The sequence below is a fragment of the Caulobacter sp. FG7 genome (assembly GCF_057808875.1).
On sequence record NZ_JBMDIW010000001.1, the window covers coordinates 161,599 to 185,335 of the forward strand.

Below are 23,737 nucleotides of genomic sequence, written 5' to 3' on the forward strand. Positions count from 1 at the left end.
ACGCGGACCATGACGCGAGCCAACACCCTTCGCGCGGTCCTCGCCGGCGCGGCCCTGCTGACCCTGGCGGCCTGCGCCACGACGGGCGCGCAGGGGCCCGCTCCGGCCACCGCGACCATGCAGTGGGACGACAAGGTCAAGGTGGTCTCCGCGCCCGACGAGGTGCTGCTGGCCGTCCACGTCGAGGGACTTTCGCCCCGCCAGGTCCAGGCGCTCGACGCGCTGCTTGCCCGGTTCGCCGAGGCCGAGGCCAGGGAGCTGGTCGTGCTGGCGCCGGTCGGCGGGCCGCAGGCGCCGGCCGCGGGCCGGATGGCCGCCGCCGCGCGCGCCTACCTGATCGAGGCAGGCGCGCCGCGCTTCGCCGTCCGCATCGACTCCTATCCGGCCGACGGCGACAAGGACCCGCCGCTGCGCGTCGGCTATCTGCGGCACACGGCGCAGATCCCGCGTTGCGGATCCTGGGAGAACCTGTCGGCCACCCGCAACAACGAAGCCTACGGCAACTTCGGCTGCGCGGTGACCGCCAACATGGCCGCCCAGGTGGCCAATCCCGCCGACCTGCAAGGCCCGCGTCGCGAGGATCCGGTCGACGCCATGCGCCGCGGGGTGGTGATGGAGAAGTATCGCGCCGGCCAGATGACCGCCTCGCAGAGGGACTCGCAGTCCGACGGCGCTGTTTCTCGGGTGGTGAAATGACGACCTTCCGGACGACCGATCCCGATCCGTTCGACCTGGGCTTCGAGGCCGACGACGAGTTCGCCGCGCCCGCTGGCGGCGATCCCTGGCGCACGGCCCCCGCCCCGGCCCCTGCGGCCGCGGCCGGCGATCCCTTCGCCGACTTCCCGCCGGCCCGGCCCCAATCGCGACCGGAAGCCCGCTCGGCGGTCGCGCCGGGACTGGCCAGCCTGGCCTCCAACCCGTTCGCCGACCTGGCCCCGCCGGTCGTGGAGCCGCCGCGCCCGGCGCCGGTCGCCGCGCCCGAGCCCGCGCCGCCGGCCATGGACTGGAACATCTCGGCCCATGACGACGTCCTGCCGGGCGTCGACGCCGGCGTCGGCGAGGCCAGCGTGCCGCGCATCGCCATCCACGCCTTCGGCGTCCGCGCCGAGACCCTGGCGGTCATCGAGGCCGCGGCCGCCGACCGCCGCATGGCCCGCGCCTCGGTGGTCGCCCGTCACGGCGGGCTGGAGGCGGCCGTCGACTTCTACCAGAACCAGCCGACGCCCTCGCTGGTGCTGGTCGAGACCATGGACTCGGCCCAGCGCATGCTGGCCCTGCTGGACGGCCTGGCCCAGGTCTGCGATCCCGGCACCAAGGTCGTGGTCATCGGCCAGACCAACGACATCGCCCTCTATCGCGAGCTGATGCGTCGCGGGGTCAGCGAATACCTGACCCAGCCCAAGAGCCCGCTGCAGGTGATCCGCGCGGTCACCGCGCTCTATTCGGACCCGTCGGCCCCGTTCGTCGGCCGTCAGGTCGCCTTCGTCGGGGCCAAGGGCGGGGTGGGTTCGTCGACCCTGGCCCACAACTTCGCCTGGTCGATGGCCGAGCGGATGGAGGCGGCCACCGTCATCGTCGACCTCGACCTGCCGTTCGGCACCGCCGGCCTCGACTTCAACCAGGACCCGCTGCAGGGCGTGCTCGACGCGCTGAGCCAGCCCGAGCGCCTGGACCCGGTGCTGATGGACCGCATGATGGTCCGCTGCGGCGACCGCCTGTCGCTGCTGGCCGCTCCGGCCACGCTGGAGCAGGACTATGACATCGGCGCCGACGCCTACGAGGAGGTGACGCAGAAGATGCGCGGCGCCGCCCCGTTCGTGGTGCTGGACCTGCCTCACACCTGGGCGCCGTGGACCCGCAAGGTGCTGGTCGGCAGCGACGACCTGGTGATCGTCGCCACGCCCGACCTGGCCTCCCTGCGCAACGCCAAGAACATCGTCGACCTGGTGCGCCAGGCCCGTCCGAACGACGTCCCGCCGCGCCTGGTGCTCAACCAGGTGGGCGTGCCGGGCCGTCCCGAGATTCCGGTCAAGGACTTCGGCGAGGCGCTGGGCGTGACCCCGTCGCTGGTGCTGCCGTTCGATCCCAAGCTGTTCGGCCAGGCGGCCAACAACGGCCAGATGGTGGCCGAGGTGGCGCCCAAGTCGAAGGCGGCGGAAGGCGTCGACCATCTGGCGCGGCTGATCAGCCGTCGCGAGGCGCCGGCGGCGACCAAGTCGGCCTCGATCCTGTCGGGTCTGTTCAAGAAGAAGTAGGGGCGAATGTTCGGCAAGCGCGATCAGGCCACCGTCACCGAGCGCCAGGCGCCGCCGCCCGCCCCCACCGGCGGGACGGCCATCGCCACGCGCCCGCAGCGCGTCGATCCGGCCGCGCCCGCCCCGGCCGCGCCGGCCAAGCCGGCGTCCGCGCCCAAGGCCACCCAGGGGCTGGAGCAACTGCGCGCGGCCCAGGGCCAGCCGCAGACCGCCACGATCGTCCGTGAGCAGAGCGACTACTACCACGCCACGAAGACCACGATCTTCAACGCGCTGCTCAACACCATCGACCTGTCGCAACTGGCCCAGCTGGACCAGAAGGCCGCCGCCGAGGAGATCCGCGACATCGTCGCCGAGCTGGTGGCGATCAAGAACGTCTCGATGTCGGTGTCCGAGCAGGAGCACCTGGTCCAGGACATCATCAACGACGTCCTCGGCTACGGCCCGCTGGAGCCGCTGCTGGCCCGCGACGACATCGCCGACATCATGGTCAATGGCGCGCACCGGGTGTTCATCGAAGTCGCCGGCAAGGTGCAGCTGACCAACGTCCGCTTCCGCGACAATCTCCAGCTGATGAACATCTGCCAGCGGATCGTCAGCCAGGTCGGCCGCCGGGTCGACGAAAGCTCGCCGATCTGCGACGCCCGCCTTCCCGACGGCAGCCGCGTCAACGTCATCGCGCCGCCCTTGGCCCTGGATGGTCCCACCCTGACCATCCGGAAGTTCAAGAAGGACAAGCTGACGATGAAGAACCTGGTGGAGTACGCCTCCATCAGCCCCGAGGGCGCGCGCGTCCTCGGCGTCATCGGCGCCTGCCGCTGCAACGTCATCATCTCGGGCGGCACGGGCTCGGGCAAGACCACCTTGCTCAACACCATGACCGCCTTCATCGACCCCACCGAGCGGGTCGTGACCTGCGAGGACGCGGCCGAACTGCAGCTGCAGCAGCCGCACGTGGTGCGCCTGGAAACCCGTCCGCCCAACCTGGAAGGCCAGGGCTCGGTGACCATGCGCGACCTGGTCAAGAACTGCCTGCGGATGCGTCCCGAGCGCATCATCGTCGGCGAAGTCCGTGGTCCGGAGGCGTTCGACCTCCTCCAGGCCATGAACACCGGCCACGACGGCTCGATGGGCACGCTGCACGCCAACAGCCCGCGCGAAGCCATCAGCCGCGTCGAGAGCATGATCACCATGGGCGGCTACGGCCTGCCCTCCAAGACCATCAAGGAGATGATCGTCGGCTCGGTCGACGTCATCATCCAGGCCGCCCGCCTGCGCGACGGTTCGCGCCGCATCACCCACGTCACCGAGGTGGTCGGGCTGGAAGGCGACGTCATCGTCACCCAGGACCTGTTCGTCTACGAGATCACCGGCGAGGACGAGAACGGCAAGGTGCTGGGCAAGCATCGCTCGACCGGCATCGCCCGGCCGCGCTTCTGGGACCGCGCCCGCTACTACGGCCTCGAGCGCGAGCTGGCCGAGGCGCTGGACGCGGCGGAGTAGGGCGGGGTCATGTTCATCCTGATCGCGGTCCTGGGCTTCATCACCATCGCGGGCCTCGGCTTCGTCCTGACGGGCGGCGGCGAGAGCGCCGGCGCCAAGGCGTCCAAGCGCGCCCAGGTGATCGTCGGCGGCGGCGAGCGCCAGGCCGCCGCGCGGGCCAAGGTCGCGGCCAACACCCCCGACGCCCGCCGCAAGCAGATCCTCAAGACGCTGAAGGAACAGGATCGCAAGCAGAAGAAGGCCACCCTGACGATCGCCGCGCGCCTGCGGGCCGCGGGCCTGGGCGAGAACGTCAGGGTGTTCTGGATCATCAGCGTTGTGCTGGGGGTGCTGGTCGCCGTGCTCCTTCTGGGGCTTCGGCAGATGCCGCTGGTGGCGCTGGGCGGCGGCTTCGCCGCGGCCCTGGGCCTGCCGCGCTGGGTGATCGGGTTCCTTGGCAAGCAGCGCACCAAGAAGTTCATCGACGCCTTCGCCGACGCCATCGACATCATCGTCCGCGGCATCAAGTCGGGCCTGCCGGTGCACGACTGCCTGAAGATCATCGGCAAGGAGAGCCCCGAGCCCCTGGCCGGCGAGTTCCGCACCCTGACCGAGAACATCGCCATGGGCATGCCGCTGGATACGGCGCTGGAGCGGCTCTACGAGCGGATGCCGACCGCCGAGGTGCGGTTCTTCGCCATCGTGCTCAACATCCAGCAGAAGACCGGCGGCAACCTGGCCGAGGCGCTGGGCAACCTGTCGACCGTGCTGCGCTCGCGCAAGCTGATGGCCGAGAAGATCAAGGCCCTGTCGGCCGAAGCCGTGGCCTCGGCCTTCATCATCGGCTGCCTGCCGCCGGGCGTGATGATCCTCATCACCGTCATCGCCCCCGACTACATGAGCACCCTGTTCACCGACCTGCGCGGCCGCCTGATGCTGCTGGTCGCGGCGGTGTGGATGAGCATGGGCATCTTCATCATGCGCCGCATGATCAACTTCAAGTTCTAGGGAGACGCGCATGGTCCAGATGCTGACGGATCCTTCGAACCTCCTGACCGCCTTCGTGGCGCTGGTGGTGTTCGCCACCATCATCACCCTGGCCGCGCCGGTGATGAGCAACAGCGGGCTGGAAAGCCGGCTGAAATCGGTGGCCAACCGCCGCGAGGAACTGCGTCGCCGCTCGCGCGCGGCCATGGCCCAGAAGGGCGCGTCCGGTTCGAGCCTGCGCCACACCGACGAAGGCGTCTACAAGACCATCGTCGACCGTCTGCAGCTGTCGAAGCTGCTGGAGGATCCCAAGGTCGTCGACAAGCTGGCCCAGGCCGGCTTCCGCGGCCCCAAGCCGGTGTCGACCTTCTACTTCTTCCGCTTCGTGATGCCGTTCGCCTTCGCCCTGCTGGCGGCGATCTACCTGTTCGGCATCGACGGCTTCGGCCTGCAGATGACCCAGAAGCTGGCGATCTGCGTCGGCGCCCTGACGGTCGGCTACTATGCCCCCAACCTCTACATCCAGAACGCCGCCCAGAAGCGCCGCGAGTCGATCGTCGCAGCCTTCCCCGACGCCCTCGACCTGCTGCTGATCTGCGTCGAGAGCGGCATGTCGATCGAGGCGGCGATCCAGAAGGTCAGCGGCGAGGTCGGCACGAGCTCGATGGAGCTGGCCGAGGAACTGAGCCTGCTGACCGCCGAGCTGTCCTACCTGCCCGACCGGCGGCTGGCCTATGAGGGCCTGGCGCGACGCACCAACCACCCCGGCATCAAGTCGGTGGCCACGGCCATGATCCAGGCCGAGCGCTACGGCACGCCGCTGGGCGCGGCCCTGCGGGTGATGGCCAAGGAAAACCGCGAGCTGCGCCTGTCGGCCGCCGAGAAGAAGGCCGCCAGCCTGCCGCCCAAGCTGACCGTGCCGATGATCGTGTTCTTCCTGCCGGTGCTGTTCATCGTCATCCTGGGCCCGGCGATGCTCAAGGTCGGCGACATGATGGCCAAGAAGCCGGTCGGCTGAGCTTCCCCGAAAAGTCGACCCCCGCCGGCGCAGGTTCCGGCGAGGGTCAGTCAGGGGAAAGGATCAACCCGCCAGGCGCGGGGCCGGGCGCGGGGCTCCGGCGGCCGCCAGGAAGGCGGCGTGGCTCGGCAGCGAGGCGGCGGAGCGGCCGGCGATGCGGGCCAGGTCGTCCAGCCAGCCGTCGACCTGGGCGTTTGCGACCACGGCGGTCATCGGATGGGCCGCGGCGGGCGTGACGCCCTGGCCCAGCAGCACCTGCACCCAGCTGCTTTCCTTGAAGAGGTCCTCGTCGCGGCTGAACACCCGGCCGCTGCTGGCGAACAGCGCCATGCGCTCGGCCAGGCTGTCCGGGATCTCCATCGCCTTGCGGCTGGCCCAGAACGGCGTGTCCTCGCGCTGCGTGGCCTTGTAGTGCAGCACGAGAAAGTCGCGGATGCAGGCGTATTCCTGCTCGGTCTGGCGATTGAATTCGTCGGCCAGCAGCGGGTCGAAGCCCTTGTCGGGAAACAGCGCCAGCAGGCGGGCCAGGCCCGACTGCACCAGGTGGATGCTGGTCGACTCCAGCGGCTCCATGAAGCCCGAGGCCAGGCCCAGGGCCACGACGTTGCGGTTCCAGCTCTTCTTGCGGCGGCCGGTGACGAAGGTCAGCAGGCGGGGCTGCGCCAACGCCTCGCCTTCCAGGTTGGCCATCAGGGTGCGGGCGGCGGCGTCCTTGTCGGTCCAGGCGCTGGAGAAGACGTGGCCGTTGCCGGTGCGGTGCTGCAACGGGATCCGCCACTGCCAGCCGGCGTCGCGGGCCCAGGCGCGGGTGTAGGGAACCGGCGGGGCGTCGTCGCGGCTGGGCACGGCCCAGGCGCTGTCCATCGGCAGCCACTGGCGCCAGTCCTCGTAGCCCGATTTCAGCGCCTCCTCGATCAAGAGACCCCGGAAGCCCGAGCAGTCGATGAAGAGCTCGCCCTCGACCCGGCCGTCGTCCTCCAGGGCCACGGCGCGCAGGAAGCCGCTGTCCCCGTCCTGGTCGACGCCGACGATGCGGCCCTCGATGCGTTGCACCCCGCGCGCTTCTGCATAGCTGCGCAGATGACGGGCATAGAGGGCGGCGTCGAAGTGGAAGGCCCAGGTCAGGGGCTCTGCGCCCGGCTGGCCCTGCGGCGTGCGGCCAAAGCGTCCGGCGCGCGCGGCCAGGGCGTTGGCCGACCAGGCCCAGAAATCGTCGCTGGCGGCTCCGCGCCGGCGGGCGTCCAGCCAGTAGTGATGGAAGGGCGTGGTTCCCAGCGGCCGGCCGACCGGACCGAAGGCGTGCATGTAGCGATGGCCGGGGGCCAGCCAGTCGACGAACTCGATGCCCAGCTTGATCGTGCCTTCGGTGGCCCGCAGGAAGGCGTCCTCGTCGAGGCCCAGGAAGGCGTTGAAGTTGCGCAGCTGCGGGATCGAGGCTTCGCCGACCCCGACCGTGCCGATCGCCTCGGACTCCACCAGGCTGATCCTGGCGGCCGGGCCCAGGGCGCGGGCCAGCATCGCCGCGCTCATCCAGCCGGCCGTGCCGCCGCCGACGATGACGATCCTGCCGATGCGGTTGTCCGCCATGGCCTGTGAGTCCTTCTCTCCCTGTGAAAAGCAAAAAGCCCCGCCGGCGGACCGGCGGGGCTCTTCGGGGCGGGCCTAGAACTTGTAGGCGACGCCGAACATGTAGGTGGTGCCGTACTTCTGGTAGTCGATGGTCCGGCGCTTATCGCCGTTCTCGTAGGTCTTGAACGGCTCGTCGGTGATGTTGTTGGCTTGCAGCATCAGCGACAGGCCCTCGAAGCGGCCCTCGCGGAATTCGTAGCCGATCTGGGCGTCGAGCACCGATTCAGCGTCCACCGTGCGGTAGATGCGCGCGGCCGACAGGCCGGCCACCTCGCCGAGGAACTTGCCGCGATAGCGGTTGCTGATCCGGGCGTTGAAGCCGTTGTTCTCGTAGTAGAACGTGGTGTTGACGACCTTCTTCGACAGCCCGGGCATGTCGATGGGGTCCATGTTGTCTTCCAGCTTCACTTCGCTGTCGGTCAGCGAGGCGCTGAACTGCAGGCCGAAGTGGCGCAGGGGCTCCCACAGCAGGTCGCCCTGCAGCGAGGTCGAGAACTCGACGCCGCGGATGAAGCCGCCCTTGCCGTTGTCGGGGCCGGTGACCAGGCCGACGGTGGTGCCCAGCGCGGCCTGCTGGGCCGGCGTCAGCAGATAGGTGAAGGCCGCGAAGTCCTTGTAGCTCGAGGAGTTCGAGTTCACGTAGTTCGACAGCTTCTTGTAGTAGGCGGCCACCGAGACATAGGCCGAGCGGCCGAAATACTTCTCGAGCGACAGGTCCACGCCGTCGGCGATGTACGGACGCAGGCGCGGGTTGCCGCCGTTGGCGCTGAAGTACGACTGGTTCGGATTGGTCGAGGTCAGGTAGGCCGGGTTCTGGTTGAACGACTGGCTGGCGCGCAGTTCGTCCATCCGGGCGCGGGCCAGGGTGCGGGCCAGGCCGACGCGCAGCAGGGTCTCGTTGCTGAGGTCGAAGGTCAGGTTCAGGCTGGGCAGCACGTAGGTGAACTTGTCGCCGTCGTCGGTCGACATCGGGTTGGCGACGTTGTTGGGATCGACGGCTACGCCGGTCGAGAACTGGTCGGTATAGACCACCTGCACGCCGGCGTTGCCGGTCACCGGGATCGAGCCCAGGGTGCTGTCGATGCCGAACTTGGCGTAGGCCAGGTGAACCTCTTCGCGCACCGACCAGTTGCGGGTCTGCACGGCGGGGTTCTGGTCGGCGATCAGCGTGTAGACGCCGTTCTTCAGCAGGTACATCGGATCATAGGCCAGCATGCCCTTGATGCCGATCATGTCGAGGCTGACCGTGCCCAGGATCGCCGCGGCCGGGATGGCGCGGCTGGTCGGGGCGCCGTCGGCGATGCGGCCGCCGAAGGTCAGGAAGCTTTCGTGCACTTCCTTGGACTTCTCGCGCAGGCTGCCGTTGTAGGCGAACTCGACGCTGTTGATCGGGCCCCAGGACAGGTCGCGCTTCGCGGCCAGCTTGATCGCCTTCAGCTCGTCCTCGATTTCCGGGGTGTTGTAGAAGCCGGCCTGGGTCAGCGCCCCGCCGGCCGCGCCCGCGCCCCAGCCTTGCGGGTCGGTCAGCACGATCTGGGCGGCGTTGGTGTAGTCCAGCGTCGAGCTGAACAGGGTGCCCGCGCCCGGCGTGGTGCGGAAGCTCAGGGTGTCGGTCGCGCCGCTGCCGCTGGGGCCGGTGCCCGAATAGGACTCGAAGATCACGTCCTTGCGCTCGGCGTGCGACCAGGAGAGGTCGGCGACGGCGGTCCAGCCGTTGTCGAACGTGTAGGCGGTGTTCCAGCCCAGCGAGGCCAGCTTGGCGTTGCGGGTGTTGAGGTCGTTGCGCATCACGCCCTTGACCCCGGTGTAGGTGCCGGCGGTCACGAAGCCGTCGGTGACGGTGTAGCCGGGCTGCAGCGTGGCCGAGCTCCAGTAGAGCGGCAGCTCGATGCCGCGCAGGATCTGCTTTTCCTTGAAGTCGGAATAGTAGGCGTCGAGCGAGGTGTGGAACTTGTCGTTCGGCTTGTATTCGAACACGCCGATCACGCCGGTGCGCTTGAGGTTGTTGGACTGGTTGTAGGGCTTGGCGCCGCCGATCACCAGGTCGTTGGCCGCGCCCGTGGTCGGGTAGCCCCAGGCGTTGAAGCGACGGCTCTGGGTCGGCGAAGAGATGTGCGAGACCGACAGGGCCACGCCGACGGTGTCGTCGGCGAACTGGTCGACGAAGGTGGCGCTGAAGCGGCCGCCCTTGTCCTTGGCGTCGGGGTTCAGCTTCTTCTCGCCGTTCATCTCGTAGCGGGCGTTGGCCGAGATGACGGTCTTGCCGTAGTCGAGCGGGCGGATGGTGCGCAGGTCGACGGTGGCGGCCAGGCCCTGGCCGACGACGCCGGCGTCAGGGGTCTTGTAGACCACCACGCCGCTGAGGATTTCCGACGGATACTGGTCGAATTCGACGCCGCGGTTGTCGCTGGTCGAGACCTGCTCGCGGCCGTTCAGCAGCACGGTGTTGAAGTCGGGGCCCAGGCCCCGGACCGAGATCGACTGCGCGCGGCCGTCCAGGCGCTGGGCGGTCAGGCCGGGCAGGCGGGCCAGGGATTCGGCGATCGAGGTGTCGGGCAGCTTGCCGATGTCTTCGGCCGAGACCGTCTCGACGATCGAACTGGAGGCCTTCTTCAGGGCGATCGAGTTCTCGATCGAGGCCCGGATGCCGGTGACGGTGATTTCCTCGACGGCGTTGTCTTCGGTGGTCTGGCCGGCGGCCGGGGCCTGCGCCTGGGCCGCTCCGGCGGCAAGCAGCAGCGCCAGGCCGGTGGCGGCCCCGCTCATCAGCGCCGCGCGGCGCAGCTTGAATCGGATGTCCATGTGTTCCCTCCCGCAAGTTGGTCCGCGCGGTTCTCCCGCGCCGTGTTGCGCAAATTACTGCAAACGCATTGCGACTTTTGCAACTGAAAAAATGGACGGATTGTCATGTTACGCCACGTCAGGCGTACGAACTCCACGTTTGCAAGGGTTTTTGCGGCTATTTGGCCACAGTGCGACAGGGCTTGGTGGGCTGATCGCGAGGCGAATGGATTGACAGCCTGCAAACGGCTTTGCAAATCTATGCAAAATTGACCTGAGCGGCGCATCGTTCAGGATCGCGACGCTAGGGATGGAGGGGCAGGGGATGAACACCCGCAATCGGTGGGGGCGGCTGGCGGCCGCGCTCGGCTGCGCCGGCGTGACCCTGACCGCCGTTCCGGCCCTGTCGGCGCCGGCCTCGGAAGCGTTCCGCGCCAGGCCGCCGCAGGACGAGGTGATCTATTTCGTCCTGGCCGACCGCTTCGCCAACGGCGACCCATCCAACGACCGTGGCGGCCTCAGAGGCGACCGCCTGGCGACCGGCTATGATCCGACCGACAAGGGCTTCTTCCACGGCGGCGACTTCAAGGGCCTGGCCGGCAAGCTCGACTACGTGCAGGGCCTGGGCGCGACGGCGATCTGGCTGGCGCCGATCTTCGTCAACAAGCCGGTGCAGGGTCCCAAGGGCCAGGAGAGCGCCGCCTATCACGGCTACTGGATCACCGACTTCACCGATGTCGACCCGCACCTGGGAACCAAGGCCGACTTCAAGGCCCTGGTCGACGCCGCCCACGCGCGGGGGATGAAGGTCTATCTCGACATCGTCATCAACCACACGGCCGACGTCATCAAGTTCCGCGAATGCGAGGGCCGCCGCTGTGAATACCGCAGCAAGGCCGACTATCCGGTCAGCCGCCGGGGCGGCGTCTCGGGCGCGGCGATCAACGCCGGTTTCGCCGGCGACGCCGACGGCTCGGCCGAAAACTTCCGCAAGCTGACCCGGCCCGACTTCGCCTATACGCCCTACGTCCCGGCGGCCGAGGCCAAGGTCAAGAAGCCCGACTGGCTGAACGACCCGATCTGGTATCATAACCGCGGCGAGAGCGACTTCGTCGGCGAGAGCTCGCTCTATGGCGACTTCGCCGGGCTCGACGATCTCTACACCGAGCATCCGCGCGTCGTGGCCGGCTTCATCGACATCTACGGCGCCTGGATCGACGAGTTCGGGATCGACGGCTTCCGCGTCGACACCGCCCGCCACGTCAATCCGCAGTTCTGGCAGGCCTTCGTGCCGGCCATGCAGGAACGGGCGGCAAAGCGCGGCATCCCCAACTTCCACATCTTCGCCGAGATCGCCGACCCCGATCCGGTGGCCCTGGCCCGTTCGTCCGTGGTCGACGGCTTCCCGGCCGCGCTGGACTTCGCCTTTCAGCAGGCGGTGACCGAGACCGTGGCGGGCAAGGCCGGGACCGACCGCTTCGCCAGGCTCTACGCCGCCGACGCCCTCTATCGCGGCGGCGAGGCGGCCGGGCCGCAGATCCCCACCTTCCTGGGCAACCACGACATGGGTCGCTTCGGTCGCCGGCTGCTGGTCGGCCATCCCGTCGCGCCGGACGCCGAACTGGTCCAGCGCAACGTGCTGGCCCACGCCATGCTGATGTTCCTGCGCGGCGCCCCGACCCTCTATTACGGCGACGAGCAGGGCTTCACCGGCGATGGCGACGACAAGGACGCCCGCGAGGACATGTTCGCCAGCCAGGTCGCCGTCTACAACGACAACCGGCTGATCGGCGGCAAGGGCGGCTCGGCCGATCGCTACGACGCCGGCGCGCCGCTCTATCGCGCCATTTCCGGCATGGCCAAGGTGCGCGCCGCCGAGCCGGCCCTGCGCTCGGGTCGGCAGGTCATCCGCGCCGCCGGCGACAAGCCTGGCCTGCTGGCCGTCTCCCGCATCCTCCAGGGCCGCGAAGCCCTGGTCCTGTTCAACACCGGCGCGGCGCCGGTGGACGCCCATGTCGAGGTCGAGACGACCTCGGGCGCCTGGCGCTCGGTGGTCGGGGCCTGCGCCCCGGCGGCCGCGGCCCCCGGCAGCTATCGCGTGACCATCGCGCCGCTCGACTACAAGATCTGCGTCTCGGAGGGCGCGCACCAGTGACGACCGAAAGCTTGACCAAGCCCGCCGACGTTTCCCTCGCCGCGCCCGCCGAATGGTGGCGCGGCGCGGTGATCTATCAGGTCTATCCGCGCAGCTACGCCGACTCCAACGACGACGGGGTGGGCGACCTTCCGGGGATCACCGCGCGCCTCGAGCATATCGCCTCGCTGGGCGTGCAGGCGATCTGGCTGTCGCCGTTCTTCGCCTCGCCGATGAAGGACTTCGGCTACGACGTTTCGGACTATCGCGACGTCGATCCGATCTTCGGAACCCTGGCCGACTTCGACGCCCTGATCGAAAAGGCCCATCGCCTGGGCGTGAAGATCATCATCGACCTGGTGTTTTCCCACACCAGCGACGAGCACGCCTGGTTCGCCGAGAGCCGCGAAAGTCGAGATAATCCGTATGCGGATTGGTATGTCTGGGCCGACGCCAAGGCGGACGGTTCGCCGCCGTCAAACTGGCAGTCGGTGTTCGGCGGTCCGGCCTGGACCTGGGACGCCCGGCGCGGCCAATACTACATGCACAACTTCCTGGCCTCGCAGCCGCAGCTGAACCTGCACAATCCGAAGGTGCAGGAGGCTCTGCTCGACATCACCCGCTTCTGGCTGGAGCGCGGGGTCGACGGTTTCCGCTTCGACGCCATCAACTTCTCGATGCACGACCCGGCGCTGCGGGACAATCCGCCCCTGCCGCCGGGCGGCAAGCGCACGCGGCCGTTCGACTTCCAGGACAAGGTGTTCAACCAGGGTCACCCGGACATCCCGAAGTTCCTGTCGCGCCTGCGGGCCCTGACCGACCAGTACGAGGGCCGGTTCTCGGTGGCCGAGATCGGCGGCGACCGGGCCGACGAGGAGATGAAGCTGTTCACGGCCGGCGAGGACCGCCTCAACAGCGCCTACAGCTTCCTCTACCTCTATGCCGACGAACTGAAGGACGAGCTGGTGCGCTTCGGCGCGACCTCGTGGCCGGGCGCGCCGGGCGAGGGCTGGCCGTCCTGGACCTTCTCCAACCATGACGCCCCGCGGGCCGTGTCGCGCTGGGCCCGCGGCCGCGATCGCAAGGCCTTCGCCGAGATGGGCCTGCTGCTGCTGATGACCCTGCGCGGCAACGTCTTCGTCTACCAGGGCGAGGAACTGGGCCTGCCCCAGGCCCATGTGCCGTTCGAGCGGCTGGTCGATCCCGAGGCCATTGCCAACTGGCCTCAGACCCTGGGCCGCGACGGCGCCCGCACGCCGATGCCGTGGACGGCCGGGGCGGCCAATGCCGGCTTCTCCACCGTCGAGCCGTGGCTGCCGGTCGATCCGGCGCACCTGCCCCTGTCGGTCGACGCCCAGGAAGCCGACCCCGCCGCGACCCTGCACGTCGCCCGCCGCCTGATCGGCCTGCGCGCGCAGTGGCCGGCCCTGAAGACCGGCGGTATGCACCTCGTCGACACCAACACCCCGCTGCTCGTTTTCGAGCGCGGCGAGGGCGAGGCGGCGATGCTGTGCGTGTTCAACCTCGGCTTCGAGGCGGTTCCTTGGGAGCTGCCGGAGGGCTGGACGATGGTCGACAGCGTCAATCTCGGCGGGCCGGGCGTCGTGCCGCCGCTGGGCGGCCTGCTGGCGAAGCGGGGCGCTGCGTGAAAGCCCTCCCCCTTGATGGGGGAGGGTTGGGTGGGGGTGATCCCGCGTCGGCCGGCTGGCTTGGCCGGCCTCGCGTCACCCCCATCCCCGACCCTTCCCCCATCGAGGGGGAAGGGAGAGGCGGGTCACCCCCCGCAGCTCTCGCGAATGATCAGGTCCGTCGGAACTCGCTCGCTGCGGCTGGCCCCCTGCCCACTGGCGTCCAGCAGCTTGGACACCATCAGCCTTCCCGCCTTGGCGGTGTCCTGAGAGATCGTCGACAGGGCCGGGCGCGAGTAGCGGGCGAAGGGCACGTCGTCGTAGCCGATCACCGAGACGTCGCCCGGCACCGACAGGCCGGCGTGCTGCAGGGCGCGAATGGCGCCCAGCGCGATCAGGTCGGAGGCGGCGACGACGCCGTCGAACTTCACGCCGCGCTGAATGAGGCTGTCGATGCTGGCCTCGGCCGACTCGACTTCGAAGTGGGCCGGCACGATCAGGTCGGGATCCACGCCCAGGCCGAACTGCTCGACGGCGTCGAGATAGCCGCGGTGGCGCTGCATGGCTTCGGGCGCCTCGGTGTCGCCCAGGAAGACGATGCGCTTTCTTCCGAGACGCGCCAGGTGCAGCGTCGCGCGCTTAGCGCCCAGCGGGTTGTCCGACCCCACCGAGCAATAGGCCTGGTCGGGCAACTGCGCGCCCCAGACCACGAAGCGGGCTTCGGTCTCGGCCAGGCGGTTGAAGGCGGTGTGCAGCCAGGACTGGCCCAGGAAGATCACCCCGTCGGCGCGGCTGGTGGTCATGGCCGCCGACAGGTCCTCGAAGCTGCCCGGGGCCACGTGGCTGACCAGGATGTCGCAGCCCCGCTCGCGGGCCGCCTCGCCGACCCCGGCGAACAGTTCGAGGAAGAACGGGTCCGACAGCCGGCCCTCGCGGTGCTGCGGGCGCGGCACGACGATGGCGATCGTGCCCTCGGCGCCGATGGGCCCCGCGGGCATGTAGCGGCGGAACGGATAGTCCATCTCGCGCGCCAGCTTCCAGATCAGTTGCTTGGTGCGCTGGTTGACGGCGGGGCTGTCGTTCAGCGCCCGCGAGGCCGTGGAGATCGAGACGCCGGCCATCCTGGCCAGGTCTTCCAGACGCGTCGCCCCCTTGCTCACCGTGTCCCGCCCCTGTGGTGCCTAGCGGCTGCAAAACTTGCCGCAAATTTTTTCAACGACCTGTTTAACGCATCGCCCGCCGTGCTTGGCAAGTGCGGCGAGGCGAGGTTTTCCGGAGTAGAAGCATGATCCTGCGCCTTCTCGCCGTGGCCGCCCTGGCCCTGGCGGCTTCGCCTGCGCTCGCGGCCGTCACGGCCACCGCCACCTCGCCCGACAAGGTGCTGAGCGTGACGGTGACCACCGACAACGACGGCCAGCCGACCTATTCGGTCAGCCGCCTGGGCCGGCCGGTGGTGGCGCCGTCGAAGCTGGGCTTCATCCTGGTCGACGCCCCCAAACTGCAACGCAATTTCGAGGTCACCGACCAGAAGACCCGCAGCGTCGATGAGACCTGGGACCTGCCCTGGGGCGAGCGCAAGGCGGTGCGCAATCGCTTCAACGAGCTGCGCGTGACCCTGGTCGAGAAGACCCCGCTGCACCGGCGCCTGGACGTGGTGTTCCGCCTCTATGACGACGGCCTGGGCTTCCGCTACGAGTTCCCCGAGCAGGCCAACCTGAAGACCGCCCGCATCGGCGAGGAGCTGACCGAGTTTTCCCTGGTCGACGAGGCCACGGCCTGGTGGATCCCGGCCTATGAGTGGAACCGCGAGGAGTATCTCTACAATACCACGCCGGTCGAAGAGGTCAGCGTCGCCCAGACGCCGATGACCCTGCGCACCAAGGACGGCCTGCACGTCTCGATCCACGAGGCCTCGCTGGTCGACTATGCCGGCATGAACCTGGCCCGCGCCCAGGATCGCCGCTTCAAGGCCAGCCTGACCCCGGGCATCGGCGAGGCCAAGGTCGAGCGCACGGCGCCGTTCCCCACCCCCTGGCGCACTCTGCAGATCGCCGACAGCGCCGGCGGCCTTGTGACCTCCAGCCTGATCCTGAACCTCAACGACCCCAACAAGCTGGGCGACGTGTCGTGGATCAAGCCGATGAAATATGTCGGCGTCTGGTGGGAGATGCATCTCGACCACAAGACCTGGGGCTCGGGGCCCAAGCACGGCGCGACCAACGACAACGTCATGCGCCACATCGATTTCGCCGCCAAGCACGGCCTGGGCGGGGTGCTGGTCGAGGGCTGGAACAAGGGCTGGGACGGCGCCTGGTTCGCCGACGGCTCGGAGTTCAGCTTCACCGAATCCTATCCGGACTTCGACCTGAAGAAGCTGACCGACTACGCCCGCAAGAAGGGCGTCGTCCTGATCGGCCACCACGAGACGGCCGGCAATACCGTGGTCTACGAGCGCCAGATGGACGGCGCCTTCGACCTCTACAGGTCGGTGGGCGTGCCGGCGGTCAAGACCGGCTATGTCGCCGACGCCGGTGGCGCCCAGGTGACGGGACCGGACGGCAAGGTCCATTTCGCCTGGCACGAAAGCCAGGCTATGGCGCAGCATCACCTGCGGGTGCTGGAAGCCGCCGCCAAGCGCCAGATCGCCATCAACGCCCACGAGCCGATCAAGGACACCGGCCTTCGCCGCACCTATCCCAACTGGATCAGCCGCGAGGGCGCGCGGGGCATGGAGTTCAGCGCCTGGGGCCAGCCGGGCAACCCGCCCGAGCACGAGGCCAACCTCGTCTTCACCCGCCTGCTGGCCGGGCCGATGGACTACACGCCGGGCATCTTCGGCATGAAGACCAAGGCTCCCGACGGCGTCGCCACCACCTGGGCCAAGCAGCTGGCGCTGTACGTGGTGATCTACAGCCCGATCCAGATGGCCGCCGACCTGCTCGAGAACTACGAGGCCAACCCCAAGCCGTTCAAGTTCATCGAGGACGTGCCGGTCGACTGGGCCGACACCAAGGTGGTCAACGGCGAGATCGGCGACTTCGTCACCATCGCCCGCAAGGACCGCAAGAGCGACGACTGGTACCTGGGCGCGATCAGCGACGAGCAGGGCCGGGTGCTTTCGGCGCCGCTGTCGTTCCTCGATCCGGGCCGCAGGTACCGCGCCGAGATCTATCGCGATGGCGAGAAAGCCGATTGGAAGACCGCCCCGCAGGACATCGTCATCGAAGCCCGCGAGGTCACCGCGGCTGACGTGCTGGAGCTGAAGCTGGCCCCCGGTGGCGGCCAGGCGATCCGCTTCGTGGCGCTGAAGCGCTAGCGCTTCTCTCTCTCCGTAAAATCCCCGCTTTCGCGGGGGTTTTACGGTTTGGGGGCGACGCCTGTTCCTCGTCCTTCGACGAGCTCAGGATGAGGAACAGGGCAGAGGCCGCTCAGTCGAAAACCTCACCCTGAGCCTGTCGAAGGACGGGGTTTTCGGCCCTACCCAAATACCAGCGACCGGTGCGCGCCCACCCCCGCCAGCACGCCGTCGGCCGAGGCCAGGGTGGCGTTGTGGTTGGCCCGCGCCGCGTCGCCGGCGGCGAACACGCCCGGCACGCTGGTCGCCTTCCAGTCGTCGACGCTGATCAGCGGGCCCAGCGGGCCGTCCTCCAGCGCGCAGCCCAGACGCTGCGCCAGGGGGCTGGCCATGCGCACGGTCGGCGAGGCGAAGATCGCCTCGATGGCCACGACGCGGCCGTCGGCCAGCCGGGCGCCGGACAAGTCCGGCTCGTCGCCCAGCAGCTCGACCACCGGAACCTCCTCGATCGCCACGCCGCGCGCGGCCAGCTGGCCCCGTGTCTCGGCGTCGATCGGCAGGCCCTGGCTGAACAGGATGGTGGGGCCCCAGTCGGGGATCATCTGGGCCTTGTGTAGGTCCATCGGACCGCTGGCCAGCACGCCCAGCCTGCGGTCGCGCGCCTCGTAGCCGTGGCAGTAGGGGCAGTGCAGCACGGTGGCGCCCCAGCGGGGCTTCAGGCCCGGGATGTCGGGCAGCTGGTCGGCGACGCCGGTGGCCAGCACCAGGCGCTTGCCGCGCAAGGTGCGGCCGTCGTTCAGGGCAACGGAAAAGCCCCCGTCCTCAGCGCCGGCGTCGCGGGCCTCGGCCTCGACGAACCGTACGGTGGGATAGGCCGCCAACTGACAGCGCGCCTCGCGCAGGATGTCGAACGGCGCCTTGCCGTCCTGGCCGAGAAAGCCGTGCGAGGCGTCGGCGAAGCGGTTGCGCGGCAGGCCGGCGTCGACCACCAGCACGTCGCGGCGGGCGCGGGCCAGCTGCATGGCGGCGGACAGGCCGGCGAAACTGCCGCCGACGACGATGACGTCATGACTCATGATGGGGATCCTTGCAGCCGGCTGCCGCCAGTACGACGCGGCGCGGGCCGATCTGGGCGGCCAGGTCCGCCAGGGTGATCTTGGAGAGCCGCTCGTCCAGCAGGCGGCGGGCCTGGGCGACCGCGTCGTCCAGCGCGACGTTTACCGCCTTTTCGACCAGGCAGCCGGGGCTTTCCTCGGCCTTGCCCAGCGCCAGCAGCGGCTCGTCCAGGGCGGCCTGGATGTCGGCCAGGGTGACGGCGTCCAGCGGCTTCAGCAGGGTCCAGCCGCCGCCGTGGCCCTTGGTCGAGCCGACGATGCCGGCGTCGCGGAGTCCTGCGAAAGTTCGGCGGATGACCACCGGATTGGTCGCGGCCCACGAGGCCAGGACGTCCGAGGTCAGGGCCTTGTCGGCCTGTTCGGCCATGTGCAGCAGCACGTGCAGGGCGACGGAGAGGCGGCTGTTCCGTTTCATGTAATTATACATGTTACGTGATGGGGCGGGATGCAAGGGGCTCCCGCTTCCTCTTGTCATTCCCGCCCCCGTGGCGGGGACATCCCACCGCTGCCGAAGAGGCTTCTCGCCGTTCGCCGGGCGACAGGAAAGACGGTGAGGACTAGCTCGGCTCGAGCATTTCGGCGAGCGCCAGCACCGCCGTCCACGTCCGCCCGGTGATCCGCGTGCCGAGCGTCTTCTCGACCAAGCTGGTGGTCAGTTTCGAGCCGCCGACGCCGTCGGGATAGATCGCATAGATCTGGCGGCTTTCGGCCCGCGCCTGCTCGGTCCCGCGGATCGCCGCGCGCAGGGCGCCCATGGCCTTCTTGTCGGGGGTGTCCTTGCAGAACAGAGTCATCAGCCAGCCCGGATCGGCCGCCGCGAAATCCGGGAACGGGTTGGCCGCGACCAGGGCCCGCCAGGCCTCGGCGGTGCGGACATAGACATCGGTGCGCAGGCCCAGGCGCGCCATCAACTCGGTTTCGATCTGGGTCTGAAGTTCCGCGCCGGTGCGCTCGTTGCTCTCAAACACCAAGTCGCCGACCTTGGGGCCCATGCGGACTTCGGTGTGGCCGAGATCGGTCAGCACGCCGGTCAGTTCTTCGGCGGTGATCAGACGGCCACCGGCGGCGTTGACGCCGCGCAGCAGGGCGATGTGGAGGGACATGGTCGGGCCTTTCGAACGAGGCGGCTGTTTAAGCCCTGTGCGGGCCGCCGTCGCGGGGGATTTGAGGCCGGCGCTTCTTGCGCCTCACGCGCCGGCGGAGCCAGGGGGGCGCCGCAGGGGCGGGATGACGGGAGAGTGGTGGTGATGCAAATTTATGAGAATTCTTGCTGATCGCAGGCGGTCCTCATCTCGGGGGAGGTCTCGTGAACGCCAGGCGGAAGATCCATTTCGGCGCCCATTTCGCCCTTAGTACCTACGATAGCCTCACTTCCCCGTTGCATCGCCCCGCGCCCCATGCGCAAATGCCCGCATCAAAGCGCATTGCAAATATTTGCGCAAAAGGCCGGGCCAACCGGCGGCGTCAAGGTGGGGAAGCGATGACCAAGGCCAGGCTGAGCCTCTTCCAGATCTGGAACATGTGCTTCGGGTTCTTCGGGATCCAGATCGGCTTTGGCCTGCAGAACGCCAACACCAGCCGCATCTTCCAGACCCTCGGCGTCGAGATCGACCACCTGGCCATCCTGTGGATCGCCGCGCCCGCCACGGGCCTCCTGGTGCAGCCGATCATCGGCTACCTGTCCGACAAGACCTGGGGGAAGCTGGGCCGCCGACGGCCCTACTTCTTCTGGGGCGCGATCCTGACCACGGCCGCCCTGGTCGTGATGCCCAATTCGCCGACCCTGTGGATCGCGGCCTCGGCGCTGTGGATCATGGACGCCTCGATCAACATCACCATGGAGCCGTTCCGGGCCTTCGTCGGCGACAACCTGCCCGACGAGCAGCGATCGACCGGCTACGCCATGCAGAGCTTCTTCATCGGGATCGGAGCCGTGCTGGCCTCGTGCCTGCCGTGGATCCTGACCAACTGGCTGGACGTGGCCAACACCGCCCCGGCCGGCCAGATCCCGCCGTCGGTGCGCATCGCCTTCTATGTCGGCGGGGCGGCGCTGCTGGCCTCGGTGCTGTGGACCGTCTTTTCCACCCGCGAATACTCGCCCGAGCAGATGGCCGCCTTCGAGGCCGCCGAAGCCGCCGCCAAGGGCGAGGCCGTGGCGATCGAAGCCGGTCTCGGCCGGGCCGTCTCCACCTATCTGACCGGCGGCGCGATCTGGACGGTCGCCGGCCTGGCGGTCGCGGCTGGCGTCTACGCCTCGAAGCTGGAGAAGGAGCTCTACGTCCTGGCCGCCCTGGTCGCCGGCTTCGGTCTGGCGCAGCTGGTCGCCGGCCAGCTGAAGCGGGCAGGGCGCGCGGCCAACGGCTTTTCCGAAGTGGTCGAGGACCTCTTCGCCATGCCCGCCACGATGAAGCAGCTGGCGGTGGTGCAGTTCTTCTCGTGGTTCGGCCTGTTCGCCATGTGGATCTACACGACCCCTGCGGTCGCCGCCTTCCACTACGGCGCCAGCGACGCGACCTCGGCCGCCTACAACGCCGGGGCCGACTGGGTGGGCGTGCTGTTTGGCGTCTACAACGGCGTGGCGGCACTGGCGGCCCTGCTGATCCCCGTGATCGCACGCGCCTTCAGCCGCCGCGTCGCCCACGCCCTGTGCCTTGTGCTGGGCGGGCTTGGCCTGCTGTCGTTCCTCGTGATCCGCGACCCCAAGCTCCTGGTCATCGGCATGGTCGGCGTGGGCTTTGCCTGGAGCTCGATCCTGTCGTCGCCCTATTCGATCCTGTCGGGTTCGGTGCCGGGGCGGAAGATGGGCGTCTATATGGGCATCTTCAATTTCTTCATCGTCATCCCGCAGCTGCTGGCCGCCACGGTGCTGGGCCTGCTGCTCAAGACCTTCTTCGGCGGCCAGGCGATCTACGCCCTGGTGCTGGGCGCGGCCTCGTTCCTGATCGCCGCGGCTTCCGTCTTCGCCGTCAACGACCCGGGCGAGCCCAAGCGGCTGGCCAAGTCTCTTTCGTGAGGCCCCTCATGCGTACCCTCAAGACCCTGATCCTGGCCGCCTCGGCCCTGACGGCGGCGTCGGCCGCCCAAGCCGCCGAGCCGGCGACGACCTGGGCCTATTCGGCCAAGACCGCCGTCGGCGCCTCCTACGAGGCCTATGTCGACGGCGCCTACAAGGACGGCGGCCCGACCGGCGCGGTGTCGAAGGTGTGGTTCTCGGTCGCCGACGGCGTGCTGACCGAAACCATGTACGGCCTGATCCACGAGGCCCAGATCAAGCAGATGCGGATCGCCGTGAAGACCGCCGACGGCGTCGCGGTCGAGGGTCGCGACACGACCGCCAGGACCGAATATCTGTATACGGACAAAAAGGGCCGCCCGCTGTCGCCGGCCTACAAGATCACCACCACCGACAAGGCCGGCCGCTTCGTCATCGAGAAGCGGATCTTCACCGATCCCGACCGCCACGCCCTGTTCCTGCGGGTGACCATCAAGCCGCTGAAGGGCTCGGTGACGCCGTTCCTGGTGCTGGAGCCGCACATGGCCAACACCGGCGGCAACGACGTCGGGTCGGCCGGCGCCCAGGCGCTGACGGCCGGCGAGGGCAAGGTCTACCTGACCCTGCGCGGCGACCGCCCGTTCGCCAAGGCCGCCGCCGCCAGGCTGGAGGGCAACGACGCCCTGAAGATCCTCGGCGAGGACGGCGTGCTGGCCGGCGGCTCCGAAGCCAAGGGCGCGATCGTGCTGGCCGCCCAGTTGCCGACCCAGGCCTCGGGGGCAGCCACCTACGACTTCGCCATCGGCTTCGGCGCGGATCCCGGCGCCTCGGCCCAGACGGCCATGGCCAGCCTGAAGACCGGCTATGACGAGGTGCTGGCCCGCTACAACGGCGAGGGCGACCGCGTCGGGTGGAGCGACTACATCGCCTCGCTGACCGAACTGCCGCGGGTGGCCAAGGAAAGCGCCGACGGCGGCAAGCTGGCCTATGCCAGCGCCCTGATGCTGAAGGTGCAGGAAGACCGCACCTATGCCGGCGCCCTGATCGCCTCGCTGTCCAATCCCTGGGGCGACACGGTCGACGCCTCCAAGCCCTCGACCGGCTACAAGGCCGTCTGGCCGCGCGATTTCTACCAGTGCGCCATGGCCCTGGCGGCCCTGGGCGACAAGGAAACGCCCCTGGCCGCCTTCCACTACCTGCCCACCGTGCAGGTCGGCGAGAAAACCCCGGGCAACAAGGGCGCCGGCGGCTGGTTCCTGCAGAAGTCGGAAGTGGACGGCACGCCCGAGTGGGTCGGCGTCCAGCTCGACCAGACGGCCATGCCGATCATGCTGGGCTGGAAGCTGTGGAAGCTGGGCTGGCTGTCGGAGCCGGACCTGAAGGCCTACTACGCCCGCATGATCAAGCCGGCCGCCGACTTCCTGGTCGACGGCGGCAAGGTCGGCATCGGCTGGAACAAGGCGACGATCACGCCGCCCTACACCCAGCAGGAGCGCTGGGAGGAGCAGGACGGCCACTCGCCCTCGACCACGGCCGCGGTGATCGCCGGCCTGGTCACCGCCGGCGAGATCGCCGACCTGGCCGGCGACGCCAAGTCGGGCGACCGCTACCGCCAGACCGCTGACGCCTATTCGGCCAAGGTCGAGGCGCGGATGTTCACCACCTCGGGCAAGTTCGGCGACGGGTCGTACTTCATGCGCCTGAACAAGAACGAAGACCCCAACGACAAGGCCCCGATCGGCGCGGCCAACGGCCAGATCGCCCCGCCCGAGGACGAGGTGGTCGACGGCGGTTTCCTGGAACTGGTCCGCTACGGCGTGCGCCGCGCCGATGACAGCCACATCGTCGGCAGCCTGCCCGAGCTGGACGACACCGCCCGCGAGGACATGTACCGCGTGCGCTACGACTTCAGCTTCCCCGGCGTGAAGGGCAGCTTCCCCGGCTGGCGGCGCTACGACGTCGACGGCTATGGCGAGGACGCCAAGACCGGCGGCAACTACGGCGAGGGCGGGGAGATGAGCCCCGGCCAGCGCGGCCGGGTCTGGCCGATCTTCACCGGCGAGCGGGGGCACTACGAGCTGGCCTTGGCCGCCGAGAAGGGCAAGCCCTCCAAGACCCAGATCGCCGCCATCCGCGCCCGCTATGTGAAAGGCATCGAGCTCTTCGCCAATGACGGCCTGCTGATCCCCGAACAGGTGTGGGATGGCGTCGGCGCCAAGACCCGCCATCCCTACGTAACCGGCGAGGGCACGGATTCGGCGACGCCGCTGGCCTGGTCGCACGCCGAGTACCTCAAGCTGCTGCGCTCGCTGGCCGACGGCCAGGTCTGGGATCGCTACGAGCCGGTGGCGGCGCGGTACGCGAAGTAGAGGCGTTTGCCCCAGGCGCGGCGTCGGCTACGGTTCCGCCCCGGAGGAACGC

Annotated in this window: 16 protein-coding genes; 10 read left to right on the forward strand and 6 right to left on the reverse strand. The window is 69.0% G+C overall.

Translation table 11 applies throughout. The annotated features are described in order from the left end of the window. Positions 1–9 precede the first annotated feature (9 nt). From ACODR1_RS00815 to ACODR1_RS00835, 5 genes are read left to right on the forward strand one after another with little or no spacing between them, the layout of a single operon-like run. A complete protein-coding gene (locus ACODR1_RS00815) occupies positions 10–696 on the forward strand; it encodes a CpaD family pilus assembly protein (RefSeq protein WP_488878752.1) in 687 nt (228 codons plus the stop codon). Next, a complete protein-coding gene (locus ACODR1_RS00820; RefSeq protein ID WP_488878753.1) occupies positions 693–2,255 on the forward strand; it encodes a CpaE/TadZ family protein in 1,563 nt (520 codons plus the stop codon). Before ACODR1_RS00815 ends, ACODR1_RS00820 begins: the two co-directional genes overlap by 4 nt. Positions 2,256–2,261: 6 nt before the next feature. Then, positions 2,262–3,758: a TadA family conjugal transfer-associated ATPase gene (locus ACODR1_RS00825; RefSeq protein ID WP_488878754.1), complete on the forward strand. Its 1,497-nt coding sequence runs from the start codon at positions 2,262–2,264 to the stop codon at positions 3,756–3,758. Between the two features lie 9 nt (positions 3,759–3,767). Then, positions 3,768–4,745 carry a type II secretion system F family protein gene (locus ACODR1_RS00830; protein ID WP_488878755.1) on the forward strand — a complete coding sequence of 326 codons (978 nt, stop codon included), beginning with the start codon at positions 3,768–3,770 and terminating at the stop codon, positions 4,743–4,745. A gap of 10 nt (positions 4,746–4,755) precedes the next feature. Beyond that, a complete protein-coding gene (locus ACODR1_RS00835) occupies positions 4,756–5,742 on the forward strand; it encodes a type II secretion system F family protein (RefSeq protein ID WP_488878756.1) in 987 nt (328 codons plus the stop codon). 63 nt (positions 5,743–5,805) lie between these two features. Here ACODR1_RS00835 and ACODR1_RS00840 read toward each other — a convergent pair whose 3' ends face one another. Together ACODR1_RS00840 and ACODR1_RS00845 are read right to left on the reverse strand one after the other, a co-directional pair. Further along, positions 5,806–7,329, reverse strand: coding sequence for a tryptophan halogenase family protein (locus ACODR1_RS00840; protein WP_488878757.1), 1,524 nt, complete (start codon positions 7,327–7,329; stop codon positions 5,806–5,808). A 75-nt stretch (positions 7,330–7,404) separates the two neighbouring features. Next, positions 7,405–10,173 carry a TonB-dependent receptor gene (locus ACODR1_RS00845; RefSeq protein ID WP_488878758.1) on the reverse strand — a complete coding sequence of 923 codons (2,769 nt, stop codon included), beginning with the start codon at positions 10,171–10,173 and terminating at the stop codon, positions 7,405–7,407. Positions 10,174–10,477: 304 nt separating this feature from the next. Between ACODR1_RS00845 and ACODR1_RS00850 the strand changes: the two genes are divergently transcribed. Both ACODR1_RS00850 and ACODR1_RS00855 read left to right on the forward strand, forming a co-directional pair. After that, the gene (locus ACODR1_RS00850; protein ID WP_488878759.1) at positions 10,478–12,307 is read left to right on the forward strand and encodes an alpha-amylase family glycosyl hydrolase; all 1,830 of its coding nucleotides are present in this window, start codon (positions 10,478–10,480) and stop codon (positions 12,305–12,307) included. Then, complete coding sequence (locus tag ACODR1_RS00855; protein WP_488878760.1) at positions 12,304–13,935, forward strand: alpha-amylase family glycosyl hydrolase; 1,632 nt, start codon at positions 12,304–12,306, stop codon at positions 13,933–13,935. Before ACODR1_RS00850 ends, ACODR1_RS00855 begins: the two co-directional genes overlap by 4 nt. A 125-nt stretch (positions 13,936–14,060) precedes the next feature. Here ACODR1_RS00855 and ACODR1_RS00860 read toward each other — a convergent pair whose 3' ends face one another. Further along, positions 14,061–15,074 carry a LacI family DNA-binding transcriptional regulator gene (locus ACODR1_RS00860; RefSeq protein WP_101718651.1) on the reverse strand — a complete coding sequence of 338 codons (1,014 nt, stop codon included), beginning with the start codon at positions 15,072–15,074 and terminating at the stop codon, positions 14,061–14,063. 125 nt (positions 15,075–15,199) lie between these two features. Here ACODR1_RS00860 and ACODR1_RS00865 point away from each other — a divergent pair, with 125 nt between their 5' ends. Beyond that, complete coding sequence (locus tag ACODR1_RS00865; RefSeq protein WP_488878761.1) at positions 15,200–17,230, forward strand: glycoside hydrolase family 97 protein; 2,031 nt, start codon at positions 15,200–15,202, stop codon at positions 17,228–17,230. 161 nt (positions 17,231–17,391) lie between these two features. Here the strand turns inward: ACODR1_RS00865 and ACODR1_RS00870 are convergent, their stop codons facing one another. From ACODR1_RS00870 to ACODR1_RS00880, 3 genes are all read right to left on the reverse strand, one after another. Further along, positions 17,392–18,285, reverse strand: a complete 894-nt coding sequence (locus ACODR1_RS00870) for an NAD(P)/FAD-dependent oxidoreductase (RefSeq protein ID WP_488878762.1) — start codon at positions 18,283–18,285, stop codon at positions 17,392–17,394. Beyond that, on the reverse strand, positions 18,275–18,739 hold the full coding sequence (locus tag ACODR1_RS00875; protein ID WP_488878763.1) for an RrF2 family transcriptional regulator: 465 nt from the start codon (positions 18,737–18,739) through the stop codon (positions 18,275–18,277). Before ACODR1_RS00875 ends, ACODR1_RS00870 begins: the two co-directional genes overlap by 11 nt. A gap of 142 nt (positions 18,740–18,881) precedes the next feature. Further along, complete coding sequence (locus ACODR1_RS00880) at positions 18,882–19,427, reverse strand: DUF1697 domain-containing protein (RefSeq protein WP_488878764.1); 546 nt, start codon at positions 19,425–19,427, stop codon at positions 18,882–18,884. Positions 19,428–19,804: 377 nt separating this feature from the next. Between ACODR1_RS00880 and ACODR1_RS00885 the strand changes: the two genes are divergently transcribed. Further along, positions 19,805–21,337 carry an MFS transporter gene (locus ACODR1_RS00885; RefSeq protein ID WP_488878765.1) on the forward strand — a complete coding sequence of 511 codons (1,533 nt, stop codon included), beginning with the start codon at positions 19,805–19,807 and terminating at the stop codon, positions 21,335–21,337. An 8-nt stretch (positions 21,338–21,345) separates the two neighbouring features. Beyond that, positions 21,346–23,685: a glucan 1,4-alpha-glucosidase gene (locus tag ACODR1_RS00890; RefSeq protein WP_488878766.1), complete on the forward strand. Its 2,340-nt coding sequence runs from the start codon at positions 21,346–21,348 to the stop codon at positions 23,683–23,685. The last annotated feature ends 52 nt before the right edge of the window (positions 23,686–23,737 follow it).

Excerpts from the sequence above, each read along its gene's own strand:
- ACODR1_RS00815 (WP_488878752.1), top strand. The coding sequence starts at position 10 with ATGACGCGAGCCAACACCCTTCGCGCGGTCCTCGCCGGCGCGGCCCTG.
- ACODR1_RS00890 (WP_488878766.1), top strand. The coding sequence starts at position 21,346 with ATGCGTACCCTCAAGACCCTGATCCTGGCCGCCTCGGCCCTGACGGCG.
- ACODR1_RS00840 (WP_488878757.1), bottom strand. The coding sequence starts at position 7,329 with ATGGCGGACAACCGCATCGGCAGGATCGTCATCGTCGGCGGCGGCACG.
- ACODR1_RS00820 (WP_488878753.1), top strand. The coding sequence starts at position 693 with ATGACGACCTTCCGGACGACCGATCCCGATCCGTTCGACCTGGGCTTC.
- ACODR1_RS00830 (WP_488878755.1), top strand. The coding sequence starts at position 3,768 with ATGTTCATCCTGATCGCGGTCCTGGGCTTCATCACCATCGCGGGCCTC.
- ACODR1_RS00850 (WP_488878759.1), top strand. The coding sequence starts at position 10,478 with ATGAACACCCGCAATCGGTGGGGGCGGCTGGCGGCCGCGCTCGGCTGC.
- ACODR1_RS00835 (WP_488878756.1), top strand. The coding sequence starts at position 4,756 with ATGGTCCAGATGCTGACGGATCCTTCGAACCTCCTGACCGCCTTCGTG.
- ACODR1_RS00870 (WP_488878762.1), bottom strand. The coding sequence starts at position 18,285 with ATGAGTCATGACGTCATCGTCGTCGGCGGCAGTTTCGCCGGCCTGTCC.
- ACODR1_RS00880 (WP_488878764.1), bottom strand. The coding sequence starts at position 19,427 with ATGTCCCTCCACATCGCCCTGCTGCGCGGCGTCAACGCCGCCGGTGGC.
- ACODR1_RS00875 (WP_488878763.1), bottom strand. The coding sequence starts at position 18,739 with ATGAAACGGAACAGCCGCCTCTCCGTCGCCCTGCACGTGCTGCTGCAC.
- ACODR1_RS00845 (WP_488878758.1), bottom strand. The coding sequence starts at position 10,173 with ATGGACATCCGATTCAAGCTGCGCCGCGCGGCGCTGATGAGCGGGGCC.
- ACODR1_RS00825 (WP_488878754.1), top strand. The coding sequence starts at position 2,262 with ATGTTCGGCAAGCGCGATCAGGCCACCGTCACCGAGCGCCAGGCGCCG.
- ACODR1_RS00865 (WP_488878761.1), top strand. The coding sequence starts at position 15,200 with ATGATCCTGCGCCTTCTCGCCGTGGCCGCCCTGGCCCTGGCGGCTTCG.
- ACODR1_RS00885 (WP_488878765.1), top strand. The coding sequence starts at position 19,805 with ATGACCAAGGCCAGGCTGAGCCTCTTCCAGATCTGGAACATGTGCTTC.